The following is an 18,604-nucleotide window of genomic DNA, read 5'->3' on the forward strand; positions in this document are numbered from 1 at the left end:
CATAATTTAAAACATTAATTTATTTTTTCTTAAGTTTACATTTATAACTATTGCCACTGCAGTTAGAGAGGTAAGCATAAAAGTTCCTCCATAGCTGATAAAGGGCAGTGGAATACCTGTAATGGGCATAATTCCCATTGTCATACCTACATTTTCTAAAACATGAAATAAAAACATTGCCATTACACCTATTACAACCAGATATCCATAGCGGTCTCTGGCATTTTCTGCTATATTTAAAAACTGCCAGAGTAAATATAAAAACAAGAGTATTACAACTGCTGAACCCAGAAAACCAAACTCCTCTCCAATTACCGAAAAGATAAAATCTGTATGTTTCTCCGGTAAAAAATTAAGCTGATTTTGAGTTCCGGCAAAAAGCCCTTTACCAAATGTCCTACCTGAACCAAGAGCAATAATTGATTGAATGATATTATAACCACTGCCGTGAGGATCTATATTAGGATTAATAAATACAATTAATCTATTTAACTGATATTCTTTTAAAAAAGGAAGTGGAGTATCCAGCATAACATGAGCGGTTATCAGTAAAACAATAAATAAAAAACCACCTCCAAAAACTGCTGCCATATACTTTAAATTACCACCACCTGCAAAAAGCATCACTAAATAAATAAAAAATAAAACCAGAGCTGTTCCCAGGTCATTCTGTAAAATCACCAGCACAAAAGGTATAAATGCTGTAACTGACGGTAAAAACATTCCTTTTAAGTATCCCATGTCATCAGAATTGTTATCAATTACAGCAGCCAGAACCAGAATTAACATAATTTTTGATAATTCTGAAGTCTGGAGATTAAAAGCTCCAATGCTGATCCAGTGAGCTCCTCCGGATACACCCTGACCTAAAAAGATAGTTGCAGTCAGCATCAGCAGCATCAAAATATAAATAATAGCTGCATATTCTTTAAAAATTTTATAATCAAAAGCCTGCAGAATAAAAACGACTAGCAGCCCCAGTACAACTGAGACTGCCTGTTTCTGTAAAAATCTTAAGGCACCACTGTCAACTTGATTGATTTCAACAGCAGAACTTATGCTGACAAAACCAATTATAATCAAAAGTATTACCGCCAGTGGTACATTAAAATTCAAATATCGCAGGAATTTTTTATTCCAGTTCATATTGGAGCAACCCCTCTATTTTGAACCCTTGAGGGGGAAATTCGCAACTAAGGCTGTCATATCATCCTCACGCTTAACATCCATCTCAATCTTTTGAGAATCAACATCTATATATTTACTTAAGACACCTATCAGTTCATCACGCATTGCATCCATTTCATCTGGAGTTAATTTTACTCTATCCTGAACAAGAACAAATTGTAATCTTTCCTTTGCTACACTCTTACTTTTTTTGTCATCACTTTTTAAACCGAGCCATTTTAATATATCGATTTTACTCCCCCCCTTATATTAAGATAAACCAACTAATTTTTTAAATCTAGTTATAAAACTATCTTTTTCCAATTTCATCATTGGTAAGTCCTCACCCATAATTCTACGGGCAATATTTCTATATGCCTGACCTGCTTTAGCATTATCATTTAAAGCAATTGGCTCTCCTTTATTGGTAGAAACCACAATTCCTTCATCTTCGGGAACAATCCCGATTAGATCTATGGCAAGAATTTCTATCATATCTTCAATACCCATCATATCTCCCCGATCAACCATATCTGCTCTAATCCGGTTGATAATAACTTCTGGATCACGCAGACCTTCTGCTTCCAGCAGCCCAATAATTCGATCGGCATCACGCACAGCAGATATTTCGGGAGTTGTAACTATAATTGCTCTATCCGCTCCCGAAATTGCGTTTTTAAAACCCTGCTCAATTCCCGCAGGAGAATCAACAACTATAAAATCCATATCTTCTTTTAACTTTTCTATTAATTCCTTCATTTGAAAAGGTGTTACTGAAGTTTTATCCCGCGTCTGGGCTGCAGGAAGTAAATAAAGACCATCATAACGCTTATCTCTAATCATTGCCTGTTCCAGACGACAGTTGTTCTCAACAACATCAACAATATCATAGACTATTCTATTTTCCAAGCCCATTACGACATCCAGATTTCTAAGACCAATATCAGCATCTATCAGACAAACTTTATTTCCCTGCATTGCCAGGGCAGTACCAATATTTGCTGAAGAAGTAGTTTTACCCACTCCACCTTTACCTGAAGTAATAACAATTGTTTTGCCTGCCAAATTCAATCCCCCCTGAATTTATTCTAAATTTTCTCAACCATAATCTGATCATTTTCAATAAACGCTCTTTCTGCCTGTAATTTAGAACTATCACTGTCATCAGGTGAACGAGCTATTAAAGAGGCAATTCTTAATTGAGTAGGATTCAGTTTTAAAGCTGCAACCTGAGAATTTTTGCTTCCCCCGGCACCAGCATGAACTACACCTCTCAATCTCCCAAAGACAATTACGTCACCACCCGCTATGACTTCCGCTCCAGGATTAACATCACCCACTATGACAACATTTGCCTGATGTTTGACACGCTGACCTGATCTCAGGGTTCTGTTAATAATAACTGCATCTGAATACTGTTCGTCCTTTTTTTCATCTTTTTTTATCTTTCGGGCTGTAAAATAGATTTTATTAACCTGATTATAGTTTTTTACAATTTCCATTAATTCTTCCAGCTGTTCAAAAGCTAATTCCAGTCCACTCAAATTTAAATACAGGTTAACACCTGTGAAAAAATCAGAAGCTTCAGCAGCATGAAAACTAACAGCCTTTTTGATATTACCAAAGGTACTGCCATCGCGAAAATTCATCACTATACCATCTGAAACTGCCTGAAACGAAAATACAGAAGCCATAAGATCTCTCCTCAGTTAAACACTTTTTAAATATATTCTTTAATAAAAGTAAAAATCCTGCCTAACCTGTTTAAAATACTTCCAGAATATATCTGTAACATAATAGAATAATTACTCAATATCATCTTCTCTATTGTAATAATAGATTTTTTTGTTATTATTATGGTGATTTTTTAAACCAAAGTAATATTTCATAATTTCTCTGGCAATTGGTACAGAATAAGCACTTGAATCTCCATTTTCAATAAATACTACTACGGCAATCTGTGGGTTATCATAAGGAACAAAACCACCGAACCAGGCATGATTGGAAGCTCCTGTCTGAGCTGTACCAGTTTTCCCAGCAACAGTTAAAGGAAAATCACTAAAATGTCTGGAGGCAGTACCATAACTTTTATTTACCACATCATACATCCCCTGCTTAAGTGCCGCAAATACATTACTGTCAATCTGATTACGCAAATCAATATTAATTTCTGGATTAAATTCTTTAACTATTTCGCCATCAGCATTTATTATTTTATTAACAAGCTGCGGTTTATAAGCCAGTCCTTCAGCTGCAACAGCAGAAATTAAACTAGCAATTTGAACTGGAGTTGTCAGCAGACTTCCCTGCCCAATAGAGAGATTAACCGAATCACCTGGATACCAGCCCACATTTAGCTGATTTCTTTTCCACTGGTCATCTGGAACCAGACCGCTTTTTTCTGAAGGTAAATCAATACCTGTTTTACTTCCCAGCCCATATTTGCGTGCATATTCTGCCAGTTTTTCGCCGTTATATTCCTTGTATAACTCATAACCAAGCTCATAAAAAACAATATTATTAGAACGAGCAATTGCTTTAACAAAATCAAGTTTCCCTTCTCCAACCGGATTCCAGTTTCTAAATGGTCTTGACCAGTTTGGAATATAAAAAGTTCCATTTGAATCATAAAAAGTAGTATTGGCCCTTACTCCAAGTTCTTCCATAGCTGCAGTTCCAGTTACCAATTTAAAAATTGAACCCGGAGGTACTGCAGTCATTGTTGTTCTGTTAATTAGAGGTCTTAAAGGATCATTAACAAGTTCCTGATAATCACTACTGCTGATCCCTTTAGCAAATAAATTCAAATTATAATCAGGTAAACTGACACTACTCAAAATACCACCTGTATCAATATCCATTACTACAGCAGCAATTCCAGTTGGCATTGACCTTTCTTCATCCTCTGCTGCCAGTTCTCTTAATTTCTGATAATTTTCTTGCAACAGTTTTTCAACCGAGCTCTGTAATGAAAAATCAATATTTAAAACCAAATCACTACCGGGTTTAGGCTTTTTAATTCCGATAGTCTTAATTTTTTGACCTCTACTATTAACCTCAATCTGTTCAGCTCCACGTTCACCATTTAAATAAAACTCATATTCTTTTTCCAGCCCACCCTTACCAACAAAATCACCTCCGCGATAATTATAACCAGCTTCATTATATGAAATAAGTTCCTGCTCACTAATTTCGCCAGTATAACCAGTAGCATGAACCAGTTCTGTTGGATAAATATAATCTCGCATTGAAGATTCTTTAACAAGCAGTCCAGGTAAAATATCTTTGTTTTCTGCTATAATTACCATATCTTCTTTACTCAAATGGCGAGCCAGAAGAATAGGATCTACAGCTGTATCAGCCTCAGCATTATTATAATTCGAAATGAGACGTGATTCGGCCAGACTGCTTAAACCTGAAAGTTTAGTAAGAATTTCTTTTGTTGATCTATCAGGCGGGATTTCATTCTGCATCAAATATAAATTATAGGTAAGTCTGTTAGAAACAATAATTTCTCCCCGCCGGTCATAAATTCTACCTCTTGGGGCATTGATTGGTCTTACAGAAATTCTATTACCTTCCGAAAGTTGATAATAATAATCTCCACGTGCCAGCTGGAGATAAGCGGCTCTGGACATTAAAATAATAATAATAACTAAAATAACTACTCTTAAAATTTTATGCCTGTCCACTCAAATCCCACCTTCCCCAGAGAAAATATATTAAGTAGACAAAAAAAGTTATCAGGGCATTTAAAGCAGCTAAAGGTAAAATTATTTCTTTAAGCAAAACAAGATAATTAGCAGTAAATAAGTAATTTTCTTTTAGCAGCAGATATAATAATTCGTGAACCACCGTTGCCATAAATACTCCCAGGGGTGGAATTAATAAGTTTTCCGGAAAAAAACGTCCTGATAATAATGCTGCCAGAAAAGCAACAGCAGTTTTAACCGGTGTAAAAAAGCCAATAAAAGATGTTAAAAAAACATCCTGAAAAATACCACCAATGGCCCCATAAATCATAGCATCTTTTGCACCAAAAATTATAGCTCTAATTACAATATAGATTAAAATAAAATCCGGTACCAGTTTTAAAGATGGGAAAATGATAGCTATAGTTAGCTGACAGATCAAAAGAATGACTAATATTAAAATATTAAAAAGATATTTCTTCAATTTAAACTCTCCATTATCAAATTAGTGGCTTTAATTTTTTTAGCTTGTAATATTCTCATCTTTTTCACTTTCCTCAATTGATTCATTTTCCTGAACCTTAGCTTCACTGCTGGCTTTCTGATCAAAATTTTTAATTACCATTACTTCTTCCAGAGTAATATCATTGATAAATAAATTTATCTCAGCTTTCTGGGAAAGTCCATAATTATCAGTTTCAACTTCTATAACCTCACCTATTTTCAAACCGGAAGGAAAATTATTTGACAAACCTGAACTTAATACAATATCACCGATTTCTAGATCAGCATCCCAGGCTATATTATCCATTATATTGGGTTGATCATCACGACCACTACCTCTCACCAGACCTATTTCTCTGGATTCTGTTCTGGCGATAATCCCTCCAACTACGAAGTCCTGATCAGTAATTAATCTAACCTGAGCGGAATGACTGCCCAGATGATCTATTCTGCCGACCAGATAGCCCTGATAGCTAATAACAGGCATTCTTTCTTTTAATCCATCACTACTGCCGCGATTAATAGTTATAGTTTTTTCCCAGATTGAAGGAGAGTTTGCAATCACTTCCGCTCCCTGCATCTGATAATCTACTTTTTCACTAAAACCAAGCAGTTCTCGTAAACGTTTATTTTCTCTATTTATGTTTTCCAAAAAAAGTATCTGCCTTTCCAGAGTACCGTTTTTCTGACGCAGATTTTTTATTTCCTGATTTATTTCATCAATTGAAAATAAAGTGGTAAAATAACTTTGTATGGTTTCTACCAGATGATGGACCACATTAAGAATAGGAGTAATTGTATTATAGATAATATCACTTAACCAGCTAATAAAAGAAAATTGGAGTTCATTAAAATAAAGAAAAGAAAATAAGAAAATTAAAATAATAATTAAAACTGCTGCAATTAAAGTATTCCTGTTAAAATTAAACAACAGGTACACCCCCTATGATAGTTTTTTGGGTGTAATTAAGATCTTTTTCAAAGAATCAATTTCTTCTAAAGCAATACCGGTTCCTTTTGCAACACAATCCAGAGGCTCATCTGCAATATGTACAGGCATCTGAGTCTCATCAATCAGTAATTTATCAAGACCCTGTAATAAAGCACCTCCACCAGTTAAGATAATACCACGATCCATTACATCAGAAGCAAGCTCAGGTGGTGTTTTTTCTAGTGTCATTTTAACTGCATCAATGATATTAACAACCGGTTCTTCCAGAGCTTTTTGAATTTCCGCCCCATTAATTTCTATAGTTTTAGGCAGACCACTAACTAAGTCCCGCCCTCTGATTTCTTTTACTCCTTCAGGATTATCACTAAAAGCAGCACCAATCTCAATTTTAATTTCTTCAGCTGTTCTTTCGCCAATCATCAGGTTATACTTTCTCTTAACATACTGAACAATTGCAGCATCCATATCATCTCCACCGATTCTGATTGAGCGACTGGTAACAATTCCTCCCAGAGAAATAACTGCAACTTCGGTAGTTCCTCCCCCAATATCAACAATCATATTACCTGTTGGTTCATGTACCGGTAACCCAGCTCCAATTGCTGCCGCCATAGGTTCTTCGATTAAATATGCTTCTCTGGCTCCGGCATGAACTGCAGCATCAATTACCGCTCGTTTTTCAACCTCAGTTACACCAGAAGGTACACAGATAATTATTCTTGGCCTGACCATCCTACTTCTTTTATGAGCCTTAGTTATAAAATAACGAAGCATTGATTCAGTTACATCAAAATCTGCAATAACCCCATCCTTCATTGGTCTTACTGCAATAATATTACCAGGTGTTCTACCAATCATCCTCTTTGCTTCATCACCAACAGCAAGTACTTCCTGCTTATCTTTTTTTAGAGCTACCACAGAAGGTTCTCTAATTAAAATCCCTTTACCTTTGATATAAACCAGTGTATTTGCTGTCCCAAGGTCTACACCCATATCCCTTGAGAATGGTGCACTTAAAAATTTAAAAACCATTTACTTAAAACCCCTTTCAAATTATATAAAAATAGACTAAAATTAATAAAATAAATTCAAAATTAAAACAAAGCTTTCTCTTTAAAACTTAAATATTTATCTCCAGCAATAATTATATGATCCATGACCTCTATCCCAATTATCTTTCCTGTTTTTACCAGTTTTTTGGTAATACTGATATCATCGGCACTTGGGCTTGGGTCACCGCTGGGATGATTATGAACTAAAATCATAGCCGCACTGCTGCGTCTAATCGCCTCTTTAAAAACTTCTCGCGGATGAACGATGGAACTTGAAAGTCCCCCCCTCGAAATCTCAGGAACAGCTATCACTTTATTTTTGACATCAAGTAAAATAACACGCAATACTTCCTGTTTTAAAAAACGCATTTCTCCAGCCAAAAGTTCCGCAGCCTGAATCGGGTTGCTTACCAGATCTCTTTTTTGATTTTTTAAAGCAGATATTCTACGGCTGAGTTCAGTCACAGCATTAATCTGAGCAGCTTTGGCAGTGCCAATACCATTAATTTTTTGTAGTTCCTCACAGCTTAAATCCAACAGCCCCTCCAGTCCCCCATAAAAACTCAATAGGTCCTGAGCTAGTTCTACAGCAGTCCTCTCCTTATTGCCAGTCCTGATAATTAAAGCCAGCAGTTCTGAAGTTGATAAATATTTACTTCCTTTTTTTAATAATTTCTCTCTCGGTCTCTCCTCTGCTGGTAGTTCTTTGATGGTAAAATTGGTCTGTAGACCTTCCATCAAAAATAAACTCCTTTCTCCTATAGGATTCCATAATTAAATTTTTCCAGTAATTTAGCAAGCTGATGAATAGGCAGTCCCATCACCGAATAATAGGACCCTTTTATTTCTTCAATAAAAAGTCCGCCAAAACCCTGAATTGCATAAGCCCCAGCCTTATCCAAAGGTTCTCCCGTTTCTACATAATTATTTATTTCATTTTCAGTTAAAGAAGTCATTTTAACCTCAGTTATATTATAATCAATATAACTCTCACCAGTACGTGAATTTAAAACAGCCACCCCGGTTATAACCTGATGTTGATCTGAACTTAGTCTTTTCAGCATTTTTTTTGCATCATATTTACTGTTCGGTTTACCGAGAATTTGTTCATTATGTACCACTACTGTATCAGCAGCAATAATAATTGCATCCTCTACCAGCTGGGAAACTGAACTGGCCTTTTCTTCTGCCAGAACTTTTACCAGCTCCACTGGATTGCTGTAATCAAAATTAGATTCATCAATTTTTGAAGGTACAATAGTAAACTTTAAATTTAATTGAGTTAAAATTTCTTCTCTCCGGGGAGAGGTTGATGCTAAAACCAATTTAAGATCACTTTTTATATTATTTGCTTTTTTTATCATTAAAATTACCCCCAGTAATTGAGTACGGTAAATGTTTAAGAGTAAAAAAGCTGACCAGGCCTACTCCTAAGCCAGTAGGCAGAGCTAAAAGAACTAAAAATGGAAGATAATAAAATATTCCTCGATTAGCAATAATAAAATAAGCAGCAGTAATTTGAGCCGTATTATGTGCAACAGCTCCAATTATACTGATTCCAATCAAAGAAAAATAATCTTTTAAAAAATAATAGGCAAGATACATTAAAAGAAAACTTAAAATACCCCCACTAAAGCTAAGATAAAAGTTAATTGTCATAAAAGTCCCTGCAAGTAGAGAACCGAGAACAACTCTAAAGATCACAACCTGAAAAGCAGCACCAAAACCAAGTAAAGAAATCGCAATTAAAGATACAATATTAGCCAGACCAAGTTTTGCTCCTGGCACAACTGCTGAAAGTGGAAAAAAACTCTCAACTAGATGTAAAACTAATCCCAGCGAAATTAATAATGAAATTACTACAATTTTTTTTGTTTTTTTCATCCTACCAGCTCATTCCGTCTATATCTGAGTTTGTACTTTCCAGCCAGAGACTCAATGAATTAGGTACACAAACAATAATTGGACCCTCTCTATCTATCCAGCCCGTTTTTTCACAGATTTTAAGTGGATCATCTGCTGGAGCTTCCTTGACTCTGACCCGACCCTGATTAACCTCTATCGTATGAACTCCAATTGGACCCTGCACTTTAAAAATTATTGGCTCCTGGTAACTATCTGCCACTGCCACAATTTTTATCAATTCATCTCCCTGCTGAACCCTTAGAATTAATTCTTCACCTTCAGCCGAGCCGCCAAAAAAATAAAAAGGAATTAATAATAAAACGAGACTTAAAATTATTACGAAGCCAATTAAAATTTTATCATATAATGTTAAAATATCTGTTATTTTCAATTAAATTCACCACTAATTTCTATTTTACTACCATTACTATATATTTTAACATCTTTCACCTCTGATGTCCACACTATGAGCACTATCAAAAAACCCGCCCTTTTAAAAGGACGGGTTTAAAAGTACTCAGCTATTAATTTTCATCTTTATAAAATATATCAACTGCATCAACATTACAGGCTTCATAACAGAGTCCACACTGAATACATCTCTCCTGATCAATTTCGTGCAGTTTTTTGACTTCTCCATCTATACAATCAACAGGACATGCTTTAGCACAGAGTGTACAGCCGACACATTTATCATTGATTTCGACTTTTTCGATCCATCTTCCCTGGAACTCAATTGTTCCTGTAGGACATTTCTCTGCACATTTACCACAGTTAACACATTTTTCATAATCAATAACTGCCAGATTATCTTTCATTTCGATTGCATCAACCGGACAAACTTTTGCACAGAGGCTGCAGCCAATACAACCAACTTCACATGTTTTACGGACAATTTTCCCTGTATTATGGGAGGAACATCTAATGTGAGTTTGTCCTGATAATGGTGCCAGCATCAGAACATTACGAGGACATTCTTCTACACATTTTCCACAGCCCGTACATTTATCATAATTTATCTGTGGTAAACCGTTCTCACTCATTTCAATAGCATCAAAGGGACAGACAACTTCGCAGTCACCAAAACCTAGACAGCTGTACTGACACTCTTTTTCGCCACCATTAACTGAATGAGCAGCCTTACAGGTCTCAATGCCCTGGTATTTCCCGGATTTAGTCGTTTCTTTGATACCACCACCACATAATAATTCAGCAACTACTTTATCAGAACTACCTGCATCGGCACCCATAATATCAGCGATATCAGATGCTACTTTATCTCCACCAACAGGACAGCCTCCTACAGGAGCTTCTCCATTGACTACCGCTTCTGCAAAAGCTTCACAACCTGCATAACCACAGGCTCCACAGTTAGCACCGGGAAGCGCATCTTCGACTTTACCGACTCTGGGATCCTGCTCAACTTTGAAATGCTCAGAGGCAAAACCTAAGCCAGCTGCTAAAAAAGCTGCAATCCCCCCCATACTAATTAACGAATATAAATATGTTGGATTCATTTAATTTACTGCCACCTCCACTACATTGAGATGAGACCGGAAAAGCCCATAAAAGCCATAGCCATAATACCCGCAATGATCAGGGTAACCGGCACACCTTTTAGTACTCCCGGCACATCGCCAAATTCTAGTTTTTCTCTTAATCCTGCCATTAATACAATAGCCAGAGTAAAACCAACCCCGGCACCAAAGCCAAAGACTACACTGGCAATAAAACTGTACCCATTGAGAGGAATCAGTAAAGCCAGACCCATAATTGCACAGTTGGTTGTAATCAAAGGCAGAAAAATTCCCAGTGCTTTATATAAAACCGGACTTGTTTTTTTAATAAACATTTCTACAAATTGAACCAGAGAAGCAATTACAATAATAAATGAGACATACTGCAAAAATGGTAAGTTAAATGCTTCTAAAATAAAAGTATTAATTAACCAGGTTGCAGCAGCAGTTAAAGTCATAACAAATGTTGTTGCCAATCCCATACTGAATGCTGTTTCAACCTGTTTTGATACACCTAAGAAGGGACAGATCCCTAAAAACCTAACTAATATAAAATTATTAATTAAAACAGTACTAATAAATAATAATAATATCTGTGTGAATTCTTCCATTATTTACCCTCCCTGCTGATCTGATTCATAATTCCAACTAAAATTCCCAGGGTGATAAAAGCTCCAGCAGGAAGTACCATAATTACCATGGGACGATACCATTCTCCTAAGAGAGTAAAACCAAAAATGGAACCCATACCAAATAATTCTCTAATTGCTCCCAGCAGAACAAGTACCCAGGTAAAGCCAAGCCCCATTCCAATTCCATCGGCTATCGCTCTTGGAGTTGAATGTTTAGAAGCAAAGGCTTCCTGACGGCCTAAAATTAGACAGTTTACCACTATAAGTGGAATAAAAATACTTAATGAAGCAGCTATTCCAGGAAAAAACGCCTTCAAAAAGTAATCCACAAAGGTTACAAAAGTTGCAATAATTAATATGTAACTTGGTATTCTAACATTGGCTGGAATTAATTTTTTAATTAAAGATATTACAATTTCTGAAGAAACTAGAACAAAAGATGTTGCCAGCCCCATAGCTAAACCATTTTCTGTTGTATTAGTTACGGCGAGAGTCGGACACATACCAATTACCAGACGAATAATTGGGTTTTCTGCCCAGAGACCATTTTTAAAATCTGAAACAATCTGTTTTAAATCTAAAGACATTAATTCCCACCTCCATATGCTTCAGTTATTTTATCAAGACCATTTTCAATCACTTTAGTAATACTTTCGGAAGAAATTGTTGCTCCGGCAATAGCTTCCACCTGTGTATCTTCTGTAGGAGGTTTTTTTACAACTGTATAATCTCCAAAAGGTTTGTTGACAAAATTAGATTTAAAATCATCTTCAGTTATTCTGGCTCCAAGTCCAGGAGTTTCCTGATGATTTAAAACACTAATCTTATAGATTTTTTCATTATTGAGATCCACGCCAATCATAACCTCAATCATACCATTGTAACCACCACCGCTGTTCTTAAATGCAACACCTATCCGGTTACCATTGTTATCATAGCCTTCATAAAATACATTTCCGTTTTTCTCTACTTCTTCTACCTCTTCCACATTTGGTAAAACTTCGTTTATTGCCTGTTTTTGAGCTTTAGCCTGATTGGCCTGAATATAGGGAGTTGTCCACTCATAAACAAAAGTTAAAAGCAGTGCTGATATAATACCAATTGCAGCAAGAGTAAGAATCAAATTTCTTGTACTATTTTTTTCCATTTATCTCACCTCTCCCAAACTGCGAGGTCTGGTATATCTATTGATTAATGGTACTGCTGTGTTCATTAATAAAATACTGTACATTACACCCTCAGGATATCCACCCCAGAGTCTAATAATTACAACTAAAAGCCCTGCACCAAGACCAAATATCCAGCGCCCCAGCTTTGTAGTCGGGCTGGAAACCATATCAGTTGCCATAAATAAAGCACCTAACATCAATCCACCTGCAAAAAGATGAAAAATTGGATCTGCTCCAAAAGCAAAGCTACCTAGAAATACAGTTCCAACCATTGCCAGTGGAATTCTCCAGTTAACATAACCCTTATATAATAAATAAGCAAAACCCAGCAAAAGTGCCAGAGCTGATGTTTCTCCTAAAGAACCAGCAATCTGACCCACAAAAAGATTCCAGGAGTCTGTAGAAATACCATCCATTTTCATCTGACTCAAAGGAGTTGCAGAAGAAACACCATCTACAGTCCAGGTGGTCATTAAAACTGGATAGGCAGCTGTTAAAAAAGCTCTTCCGACTAAAGCTGGATTAAATGGGTTTTGACCTATCCCACCAAAAACCTGTTTTCCCAGTCCAATCGCTACTACTGAACCAAAAAAAGCTGTCCAGAGTGGAATAGCAGGTGGTAAAGTAAGTGCCAGCAGTAATCCGGTTACTACTGCGCTCCCATCTTTTAGAGTAATTTGTTTCTTTCTTATTTTTTGAAATATGTATTCTGTTAAAACCGCACCAGCAACAGCTGCCAGAATTACTGAAATTGCTCTTGCTTTAAAGAAATAAACAGCAGCAAAAACTGCTGGCAGCAGAGCAATAACAACTGACCACATGATTTTTTGAACTGAATCACGGGCTCTGACATGTGGTGAGGATGTTACAATTAGTTCATTATTCATTATTGATTATCCTCCTTAATTCTCTTCTCTTTTTTTCGCCATAACCTGTGCCTTACCAAGACGCAGATGATGTACCAGAGGTATTTTAGCCGGGCAGACAAAAGAACAGGAACCACACTCGATACAGCTTAAAACCTGCCATTCTTCCAGTTCATCTACCATATCATTTTTGGCATAATTAACCAATTGTGTTGGCATCAAAAACATCGGACAGGCATCTACACATTTAGCACAGTTAATACAGGGAGATGGTTCGTAATTTTCTACCTCTTTTCTAACTAAAACAAGAATACCTGATGTACCTTTAACACCGGGAACATTTAAATGCTTCTGAGCAGCCCCCATCATTGGTCCACCTGTTATTACTTTTGCAGCATCTTCTTTTAAGCCGCCGGCCTCTTCAACCAGATCACCAATATTTGTGCCAATCCGATAAATTAAATTCTGAGGAGAGTTAATCCCTCTACCTGTAATTGAAATGGATCTTTCGTAAAGTGGTTTTCCATCTCTAATTGCATCAGCAACCGCTGCTGCTGTTGAGGTATTATTTACAACAACACCAACATCTAGCGGCAGGCCGCCAGCAGGAACTTCTCTTCCGAGTATTGCCTCAATCAACATTTTTTCTCCACCCTGTGGATATTTTGTTTCTAATGTCTGAACTTCAATATTATTTTCCTCAGCAACAGCATCCTGCATACTTTCTATTGCCTCAGGTTTGTTTTCTTCAATTCCAATAATACCCTTTGGAGCATCTGCTGCTTTCATTAAAGCTTTTAAACCAAAAACTATACTCTTTGGTCTTTCTACCATCACTCGATGATCAACTGTCAGATAAGGTTCGCATTCTGCTCCATTTAAAATTACATAATCAACCTCTTTATCATCCGGTATTGAAACCTTAACATGGGTTGGAAACATTGCTCCTCCCATACCCACTATTCCTGCCTCTCTGATAATTTTTCTAATGGAAGCTGAATCAAGTTGATCTAAACTATCATGTTTTTCCAATCCAGAATTAAGCTTGTCTTCTTCTGCAGCTTCAATAACTACAGCATCAACAATATTTCCACCTGGATCTGTTACTTTTCTAATTTCTTTTACAGTCCCGGAAACAGAAGCATGAATAGGAGCACAGACAAAACTATCACTATCAGCAATTTTTTGTCCAAGATCTACCTGATCGCCTTTTTTGACAAGCGCTTTTAGTGGTGCACCTATGTGCTGCTTTAAAGGAATAATTACTTCCTCAGGACGTTTAGCATTTTTTAAGGGTTTATCCTTGGTTAAATCTTTATTATATTCAGGATGTATACCCTGTTTAAAAGTCAAAGCCTTCACTATATAATTTCACCCCTTATATATTTTTTTCTAAGAAAATTTATAATGGAAATTTTTACTATAAATTTTGATTTAGAATGCAAACCATAAATTATTATATACCAATTGTTAAATAAGAACAACACTATTTGAGAAAAAGATTTTATTCACGAATGACTATGAATCCAGCATAACCTTCTTTTTCCAGGTCTGCCGCTGCTGATTCAGCTTCAGCTCTGCTTTCATAGCCAACTACCTGAACCTGATGCGGGCTAGAATCTGTAATTACAACTCTGTAACCCATTTCTGTAACAGTTTCCTTTACAGAAAGAGCATTATTATAATTTGAAAAAGCTCCAATCTGGACTCCAAAACCAGCTGTTGTCTCTTCATTTTGAGCAGAATCACTGTTATTGATTGTTGTTTCTTCTCGATTATTTTCTGAAGCAGAGTCTGATTCGGTTTCATTTTGACTTTTCTGATTAGGTGCAATCTTTAATTCTTCTTCACTGGGGGCAGTAAGATTATTTTTATTATTATTTGTTTCTTCAGCTTTCTCCTCACTTCTTTCTGGAAGCTGTTGACTGACGGCAGCTGAGTTCTGCTCCTGATCTGCCATATCTGTAGAGTCTTCTTCTACCAGAAAAGAAATTAAATAACTACCCATTAAATAACCAATAAATAAAGCAGCTATTGACATAAAAATAACTACCACAACTAAAGAAAATCCTTTTTCATTTTTATTCATTTTCTCCACCTCTAATATTTTTTGACATAAATTCAATTCCAGCTTCAAAAACTGTATTGAACGAGCCAGCCGCAACTATTAAGTCGTCTAACTCAGCTTTCTTTAAAGCAGCCTGACTGGCCTTTATTAAATTATTATAACTCTGATATTCAAATCCTTTTGCTTTTATACTTGCAATTAAATCCTTAATTTTTATTGTTCTAAAAGAATTATTTTCTGCTAGATAAAACTCAGGACTGATATTAAAATAAATAAATTCATCTAAAATTGCATCGAGATCTTTATCTTTAAGCACTGATAAAACAAAATGTAAATTATTAAATTCAGAATCAGAATGACTGATATTTTTAAGCAGTTCTTTAAAAGCAGCCGGGTTATGAGCTCCATCCAGAATAATAAGTGGTTTTTCAGAAATTTTTTCCATTCTTCCAGGCCAGTAAATATCATTCAGAGCTTTTGTAATATCTTCTCTGTCTATTTCAAAATCCAAAGTTAGTTCATTTACAGCCAGCAGAGCCAGAGCAGTATTACGAGCCTGATGCTCACCCAATAAAGAAAGTTTGTATTCTTCACTGATTCCATTCCTTTTTAAAGTGATTATGTTTTCTTTTAAACCACCTTTGCTTTTGATCAGCTGATATTCCTCATCTAAACTAATAAAAGTGGAATTTTCTGCTTTTGCTTTTGCTGCAATTACTTTAAGAGCTTCTGGCTGACTAACAGCAGTAATGACTTTAGAGTTTGCTTTAATAATTCCTGCTTTTTCTGCTGCTATTTCTGCAATTGTATCCCCTAAAAATTCTCTGTGTTCCAGGCTGATATTAGTTATAAGTGACAAAAGTGGTTTCTCAATAATATTTGTTGCATCAAGCCTGCCCCCCAGGCCAGTTTCCAAAATTACAATTTCTGCCTCATGCTGTTTAAAATATTTAAAAGCAATCGCTGTCACAATTTCAAAAAAACTGGCTTCTATAAAACAGTCTTTTTTCAACTTTTCTGCAGCTTTCTTTACTTCACTAATAATCTCGGCCAGTTCATAAGTTGAACAGGCCTTCCCTTTAATTTTTATCCTTTCATTAAAATGAAAAAAATGAGGAGAACTATAGAGTGCAGTTTTATACCCTGCTTCTCTGTAAATTCTTTCTAAAATAGCTGCAGTTGAACCTTTACCATTGGTTCCTGCAATATGAATTATATTTAGATTCTGATGGGGATTACCTAAATAATCAAGTAAACTTTTTATCCTATCCAGACCGGGATTATAACCGGATTCTGTTCCAAATAATGATAATGAATTTATATATTTAAATGGGTCCATAATTTCCTCCAGTCCTTTATTTGCATTAAATAGCAAATATAAGTTAAAATATATTAAAGCACTATTATTATTATACACAAAAAGAAGAAAAAGAACAAAAAATAATATCCAAATATATGGGGGAGATTATATGTCATTACTGGAGGTTTCTTTATTTTCACTTTTTGCAGCTCAATTTTTAAAAATATTTTTTATCAGGCCAATGAATTTTTATACTTTTTTTACTTCTGGAGGAATGCCCAGTTCTCACTCATCTTTTGTTTCTTCTCTGGCAATCACAGTTGGATTAAAATATGGATTTAGTTCTGACTTATTTGCAATAGTGACTGTTTTTTCTTTGATTGTCACCTACGATGCCAGCGGTGTTCGTCGTGCTGTAGGACAGCAGGCTAATGTTTTAAATAATCTGATTAAACATCTTGAAGATAAAAGTTTTGCTAATGATAAACAGTTAATCAAAGAAGATTTAAAAGAATTAATCGGCCATACACCATTTGAAGTATTTGCAGGTGTTCTGCTGGGAGCAATCATTGCTCTGGCAAACTGGTACTATATTTAATAAATTTTAAATACTTTTTAAAATCAAAATAGAGCTAAAAGAATAAAAATCCGTCCAACTGATCATTAAACTGATCGATGCTGGACGGATTTTATCATTTTTAATCCCGATTTAATATATTTTTTTAAAAGCAGATTAGATTTATTCTAAAGCAGCTTCAATCTTGGCTGCAACTTTTTCTGCCTTAAAACCTAATTCTTCTCCTACTTCCTGACCTTTGCCGCTTAAACCAAAGCGATCAAGTCCGATAACCAGGCCATCTCTGCCAACAAGCCTGTACCAGCCATCTGTTACTCCTGCTTCTATGGCAACTCTTAATTTAACTTCTGGCAGTTTGTGTTCTGCTGCATATTTTTCGAACTTTCTTCTCTCCGGTACTGATACTACTGCCGCTTTGATACCTTTTTCCGCTAATAATTTGGCACTCTCTTCGGCCAGATTAACCTCACTACCGCTGGCAAAAATCATAGTATCTGCCTCTACTGGACTGCTGACAAAATAACCGCCATTATTGAAGTTATCAAGACCCTGATATTTTTGAATATGCTCTAAGTTCTGTCTGGTTAAAATTAAAGCTGTCGGCTGATCTGTTGTCTCTAATGCTTCTACCCAGGCAGCTTTGGCCTCTTCTTCATCTCCCGGTCTTAATACTTTTAGTCCCGGTATAATTCTTAGTGCTTCAACATGTTCTACCGGCTGGTGGGTCGGTCCATCTTCACCAACAAAGATGGAATCATGGGTAAAGACATAGATTACAGGCTGTTTCATTAAAGCTGCCAGTCTGATTGCCGGGCGCATATAGTCAGAAAAAACTAAGAAGGTTGCTGCAAATGGTCTAAAACCCTGATGCAGGGAAATACCATTAACAACTGCTCCCATCGCGTGTTCTCTAACCCCAAAGCGCAGGTTGCGGCCGGAGTAGTCTCCTTTCTGCACCTCTCCATATTCTCCGTTATAGGTCTTAGTTGAAGGTGCTAAATCTGCTGAACCACCTACCAAATAGGGTACTATTTCGAAAGCTTTAGCTAAGGCTGCTCCAGCTGATTTTCTGGTTGCTATCGGAGCTTCTATTTCTAAATCCATAATTTCTTCTTTTAAATCTACCGGCAGTTTTAAGCTCATTGCCTGCTCCCACTGTTTTTTTAGCTCAGGATTGGCTTCTGCCCAGGCCTTAAATTCTTT

The 18,604-nt window shown here is 36.1% G+C and carries 21 protein-coding genes and 1 pseudogene; 1 reads left to right on the top strand and 21 read right to left on the bottom strand.

The annotated features are described in order from the left end of the window. Window positions 1-6: 6 nt before the first annotated feature. From rodA to DFR80_RS09895, 20 genes are all read right to left on the bottom strand, one after another. A complete protein-coding gene (rodA, locus tag DFR80_RS09800; protein WP_076545227.1) occupies window positions 7-1,146 on the bottom strand; it encodes a rod shape-determining protein RodA in 1,140 nt (379 codons plus the stop codon). Window positions 1,147-1,161: 15 nt separating this feature from the next. Continuing rightward, on the bottom strand, window positions 1,162-1,419 hold the full coding sequence (gene minE, locus DFR80_RS09805; protein WP_076545228.1) for a cell division topological specificity factor MinE: 258 nt from the start codon (window positions 1,417-1,419) through the stop codon (window positions 1,162-1,164). Between the two features lie 18 nt (window positions 1,420-1,437). Further along, complete coding sequence (gene minD / locus DFR80_RS09810; RefSeq protein ID WP_076545229.1) at window positions 1,438-2,232, bottom strand: septum site-determining protein MinD; 795 nt, start codon at window positions 2,230-2,232, stop codon at window positions 1,438-1,440. 23 nt (window positions 2,233-2,255) lie between these two features. Then, entirely contained in the window at window positions 2,256-2,861 is a 606-nt protein-coding gene (minC, locus tag DFR80_RS09815) for a septum site-determining protein MinC (RefSeq protein ID WP_076545230.1), read from the bottom strand. Window positions 2,862-2,972: 111 nt separating this feature from the next. Further along, the gene (gene mrdA / locus DFR80_RS09820; RefSeq protein ID WP_076545231.1) at window positions 2,973-4,859 is read right to left on the bottom strand and encodes a penicillin-binding protein 2; all 1,887 of its coding nucleotides are present in this window, start codon (window positions 4,857-4,859) and stop codon (window positions 2,973-2,975) included. Further along, on the bottom strand, window positions 4,846-5,343 hold the full coding sequence (mreD, locus tag DFR80_RS09825) for a rod shape-determining protein MreD (protein WP_076545232.1): 498 nt from the start codon (window positions 5,341-5,343) through the stop codon (window positions 4,846-4,848). The genes mrdA and mreD overlap by 14 nt, the downstream gene beginning before the upstream one ends. Window positions 5,344-5,382: 39 nt before the next feature. After that, entirely contained in the window at window positions 5,383-6,294 is a 912-nt protein-coding gene (gene mreC, locus DFR80_RS09830) for a rod shape-determining protein MreC (RefSeq protein WP_076545233.1), read from the bottom strand. 12 nt (window positions 6,295-6,306) lie between these two features. Then, on the bottom strand, window positions 6,307-7,347 hold the full coding sequence (locus DFR80_RS09835) for a rod shape-determining protein (protein ID WP_076545234.1): 1,041 nt from the start codon (window positions 7,345-7,347) through the stop codon (window positions 6,307-6,309). A 62-nt stretch (window positions 7,348-7,409) separates the two neighbouring features. Then, entirely contained in the window at window positions 7,410-8,105 is a 696-nt protein-coding gene (radC, locus tag DFR80_RS09840; RefSeq protein WP_076545235.1) for a DNA repair protein RadC, read from the bottom strand. Between the two features lie 20 nt (window positions 8,106-8,125). Then, window positions 8,126-8,731: a nucleoside triphosphate pyrophosphatase gene (locus DFR80_RS09845; protein ID WP_076545236.1), complete on the bottom strand. Its 606-nt coding sequence runs from the start codon at window positions 8,729-8,731 to the stop codon at window positions 8,126-8,128. Further along, a complete protein-coding gene (locus tag DFR80_RS09850; RefSeq protein ID WP_076545237.1) occupies window positions 8,712-9,251 on the bottom strand; it encodes a Gx transporter family protein in 540 nt (179 codons plus the stop codon). Before DFR80_RS09850 ends, DFR80_RS09845 begins: the two co-directional genes overlap by 20 nt. A gap of 1 nt (window position 9,252) precedes the next feature. Then, window positions 9,253-9,663 carry a NusG domain II-containing protein gene (locus tag DFR80_RS09855; protein WP_114489892.1) on the bottom strand — a complete coding sequence of 137 codons (411 nt, stop codon included), beginning with the start codon at window positions 9,661-9,663 and terminating at the stop codon, window positions 9,253-9,255. Between the two features lie 133 nt (window positions 9,664-9,796). Continuing rightward, window positions 9,797-10,789: an RnfABCDGE type electron transport complex subunit B gene (locus DFR80_RS09860; RefSeq protein WP_076545239.1), complete on the bottom strand. Its 993-nt coding sequence runs from the start codon at window positions 10,787-10,789 to the stop codon at window positions 9,797-9,799. 20 nt (window positions 10,790-10,809) lie between these two features. Next, the gene (rsxA, locus tag DFR80_RS09865) at window positions 10,810-11,400 is read right to left on the bottom strand and encodes an electron transport complex subunit RsxA (RefSeq protein ID WP_076545240.1); all 591 of its coding nucleotides are present in this window, start codon (window positions 11,398-11,400) and stop codon (window positions 10,810-10,812) included. Then, window positions 11,400-12,008, bottom strand: coding sequence for an electron transport complex subunit RsxE (gene rsxE, locus DFR80_RS09870; protein ID WP_076545241.1), 609 nt, complete (start codon window positions 12,006-12,008; stop codon window positions 11,400-11,402). The genes rsxA and rsxE overlap by 1 nt, the downstream gene beginning before the upstream one ends. Beyond that, window positions 12,008-12,568 (bottom strand): RnfABCDGE type electron transport complex subunit G, encoded by a 561-nt coding sequence (locus DFR80_RS09875; protein WP_076545242.1) that lies wholly within the window; start codon window positions 12,566-12,568, stop codon window positions 12,008-12,010. The genes rsxE and DFR80_RS09875 overlap by 1 nt, the downstream gene beginning before the upstream one ends. Continuing rightward, window positions 12,569-13,477, bottom strand: coding sequence for an RnfABCDGE type electron transport complex subunit D (locus DFR80_RS09880; protein ID WP_114489893.1), 909 nt, complete (start codon window positions 13,475-13,477; stop codon window positions 12,569-12,571). Window positions 13,478-13,492: 15 nt separating this feature from the next. Continuing rightward, window positions 13,493-14,818, bottom strand: a complete 1,326-nt coding sequence (gene rsxC / locus DFR80_RS09885; RefSeq protein WP_114489894.1) for an electron transport complex subunit RsxC — start codon at window positions 14,816-14,818, stop codon at window positions 13,493-13,495. Window positions 14,819-14,960: 142 nt separating this feature from the next. Beyond that, the gene (locus tag DFR80_RS09890; protein WP_076545245.1) at window positions 14,961-15,545 is read right to left on the bottom strand and encodes an SPOR domain-containing protein; all 585 of its coding nucleotides are present in this window, start codon (window positions 15,543-15,545) and stop codon (window positions 14,961-14,963) included. Next, window positions 15,538-16,863: a folylpolyglutamate synthase/dihydrofolate synthase family protein gene (locus tag DFR80_RS09895; protein WP_114489895.1), complete on the bottom strand. Its 1,326-nt coding sequence runs from the start codon at window positions 16,861-16,863 to the stop codon at window positions 15,538-15,540. Before DFR80_RS09895 ends, DFR80_RS09890 begins: the two co-directional genes overlap by 8 nt. 130 nt (window positions 16,864-16,993) lie before the next feature. On the opposite strand from DFR80_RS09895, the gene DFR80_RS09900 reads away from it, so the two are divergent. Beyond that, window positions 16,994-17,422, top strand: coding sequence for a divergent PAP2 family protein (locus DFR80_RS09900; RefSeq protein ID WP_114489896.1), 429 nt, complete (start codon window positions 16,994-16,996; stop codon window positions 17,420-17,422). 141 nt (window positions 17,423-17,563) lie between these two features. Here DFR80_RS09900 and DFR80_RS09905 read toward each other — a convergent pair. Further along, a pseudogene (locus DFR80_RS09905) lies at window positions 17,564-18,604 on the bottom strand (transketolase); the annotation flags it as partial.

Origin of the sequence: Halanaerobium sp. ST460_2HS_T2 (genome assembly GCF_003337665.1) — a bacterium.
Lineage (GTDB): Bacteria > Bacillota > Halanaerobiia > Halanaerobiales > Halanaerobiaceae > Halanaerobium > Halanaerobium kushneri.

Bases quoted from the DNA above. Each gene is read 5' to 3' on its own strand.
- DFR80_RS09845 (WP_076545236.1), bottom strand. From the start codon at position 8,731: ATGATAAAAAAAGCAAATAATATAAAAAGTGATCTTAAATTGGTTTTA.
- DFR80_RS09850 (WP_076545237.1), bottom strand. From the start codon at position 9,251: ATGAAAAAAACAAAAAAAATTGTAGTAATTTCATTATTAATTTCGCTG.
- DFR80_RS09875 (WP_076545242.1), bottom strand. From the start codon at position 12,568: ATGGAAAAAAATAGTACAAGAAATTTGATTCTTACTCTTGCTGCAATT.
- DFR80_RS09895 (WP_114489895.1), bottom strand. From the start codon at position 16,863: ATGGACCCATTTAAATATATAAATTCATTATCATTATTTGGAACAGAA.
- minC (WP_076545230.1), bottom strand. From the start codon at position 2,861: ATGGCTTCTGTATTTTCGTTTCAGGCAGTTTCAGATGGTATAGTGATG.
- DFR80_RS09890 (WP_076545245.1), bottom strand. From the start codon at position 15,545: ATGAATAAAAATGAAAAAGGATTTTCTTTAGTTGTGGTAGTTATTTTT.
- rsxA (WP_076545240.1), bottom strand. From the start codon at position 11,400: ATGGAAGAATTCACACAGATATTATTATTATTTATTAGTACTGTTTTA.
- DFR80_RS09835 (WP_076545234.1), bottom strand. From the start codon at position 7,347: ATGGTTTTTAAATTTTTAAGTGCACCATTCTCAAGGGATATGGGTGTA.
- DFR80_RS09860 (WP_076545239.1), bottom strand. From the start codon at position 10,789: ATGAATCCAACATATTTATATTCGTTAATTAGTATGGGGGGGATTGCA.
- rsxE (WP_076545241.1), bottom strand. From the start codon at position 12,008: ATGTCTTTAGATTTAAAACAGATTGTTTCAGATTTTAAAAATGGTCTC.
- rodA (WP_076545227.1), bottom strand. From the start codon at position 1,146: ATGAACTGGAATAAAAAATTCCTGCGATATTTGAATTTTAATGTACCA.
- DFR80_RS09880 (WP_114489893.1), bottom strand. From the start codon at position 13,477: ATGAATAATGAACTAATTGTAACATCCTCACCACATGTCAGAGCCCGT.
- DFR80_RS09900 (WP_114489896.1), top strand. From the start codon at position 16,994: ATGTCATTACTGGAGGTTTCTTTATTTTCACTTTTTGCAGCTCAATTT.
- radC (WP_076545235.1), bottom strand. From the start codon at position 8,105: ATGGAAGGTCTACAGACCAATTTTACCATCAAAGAACTACCAGCAGAG.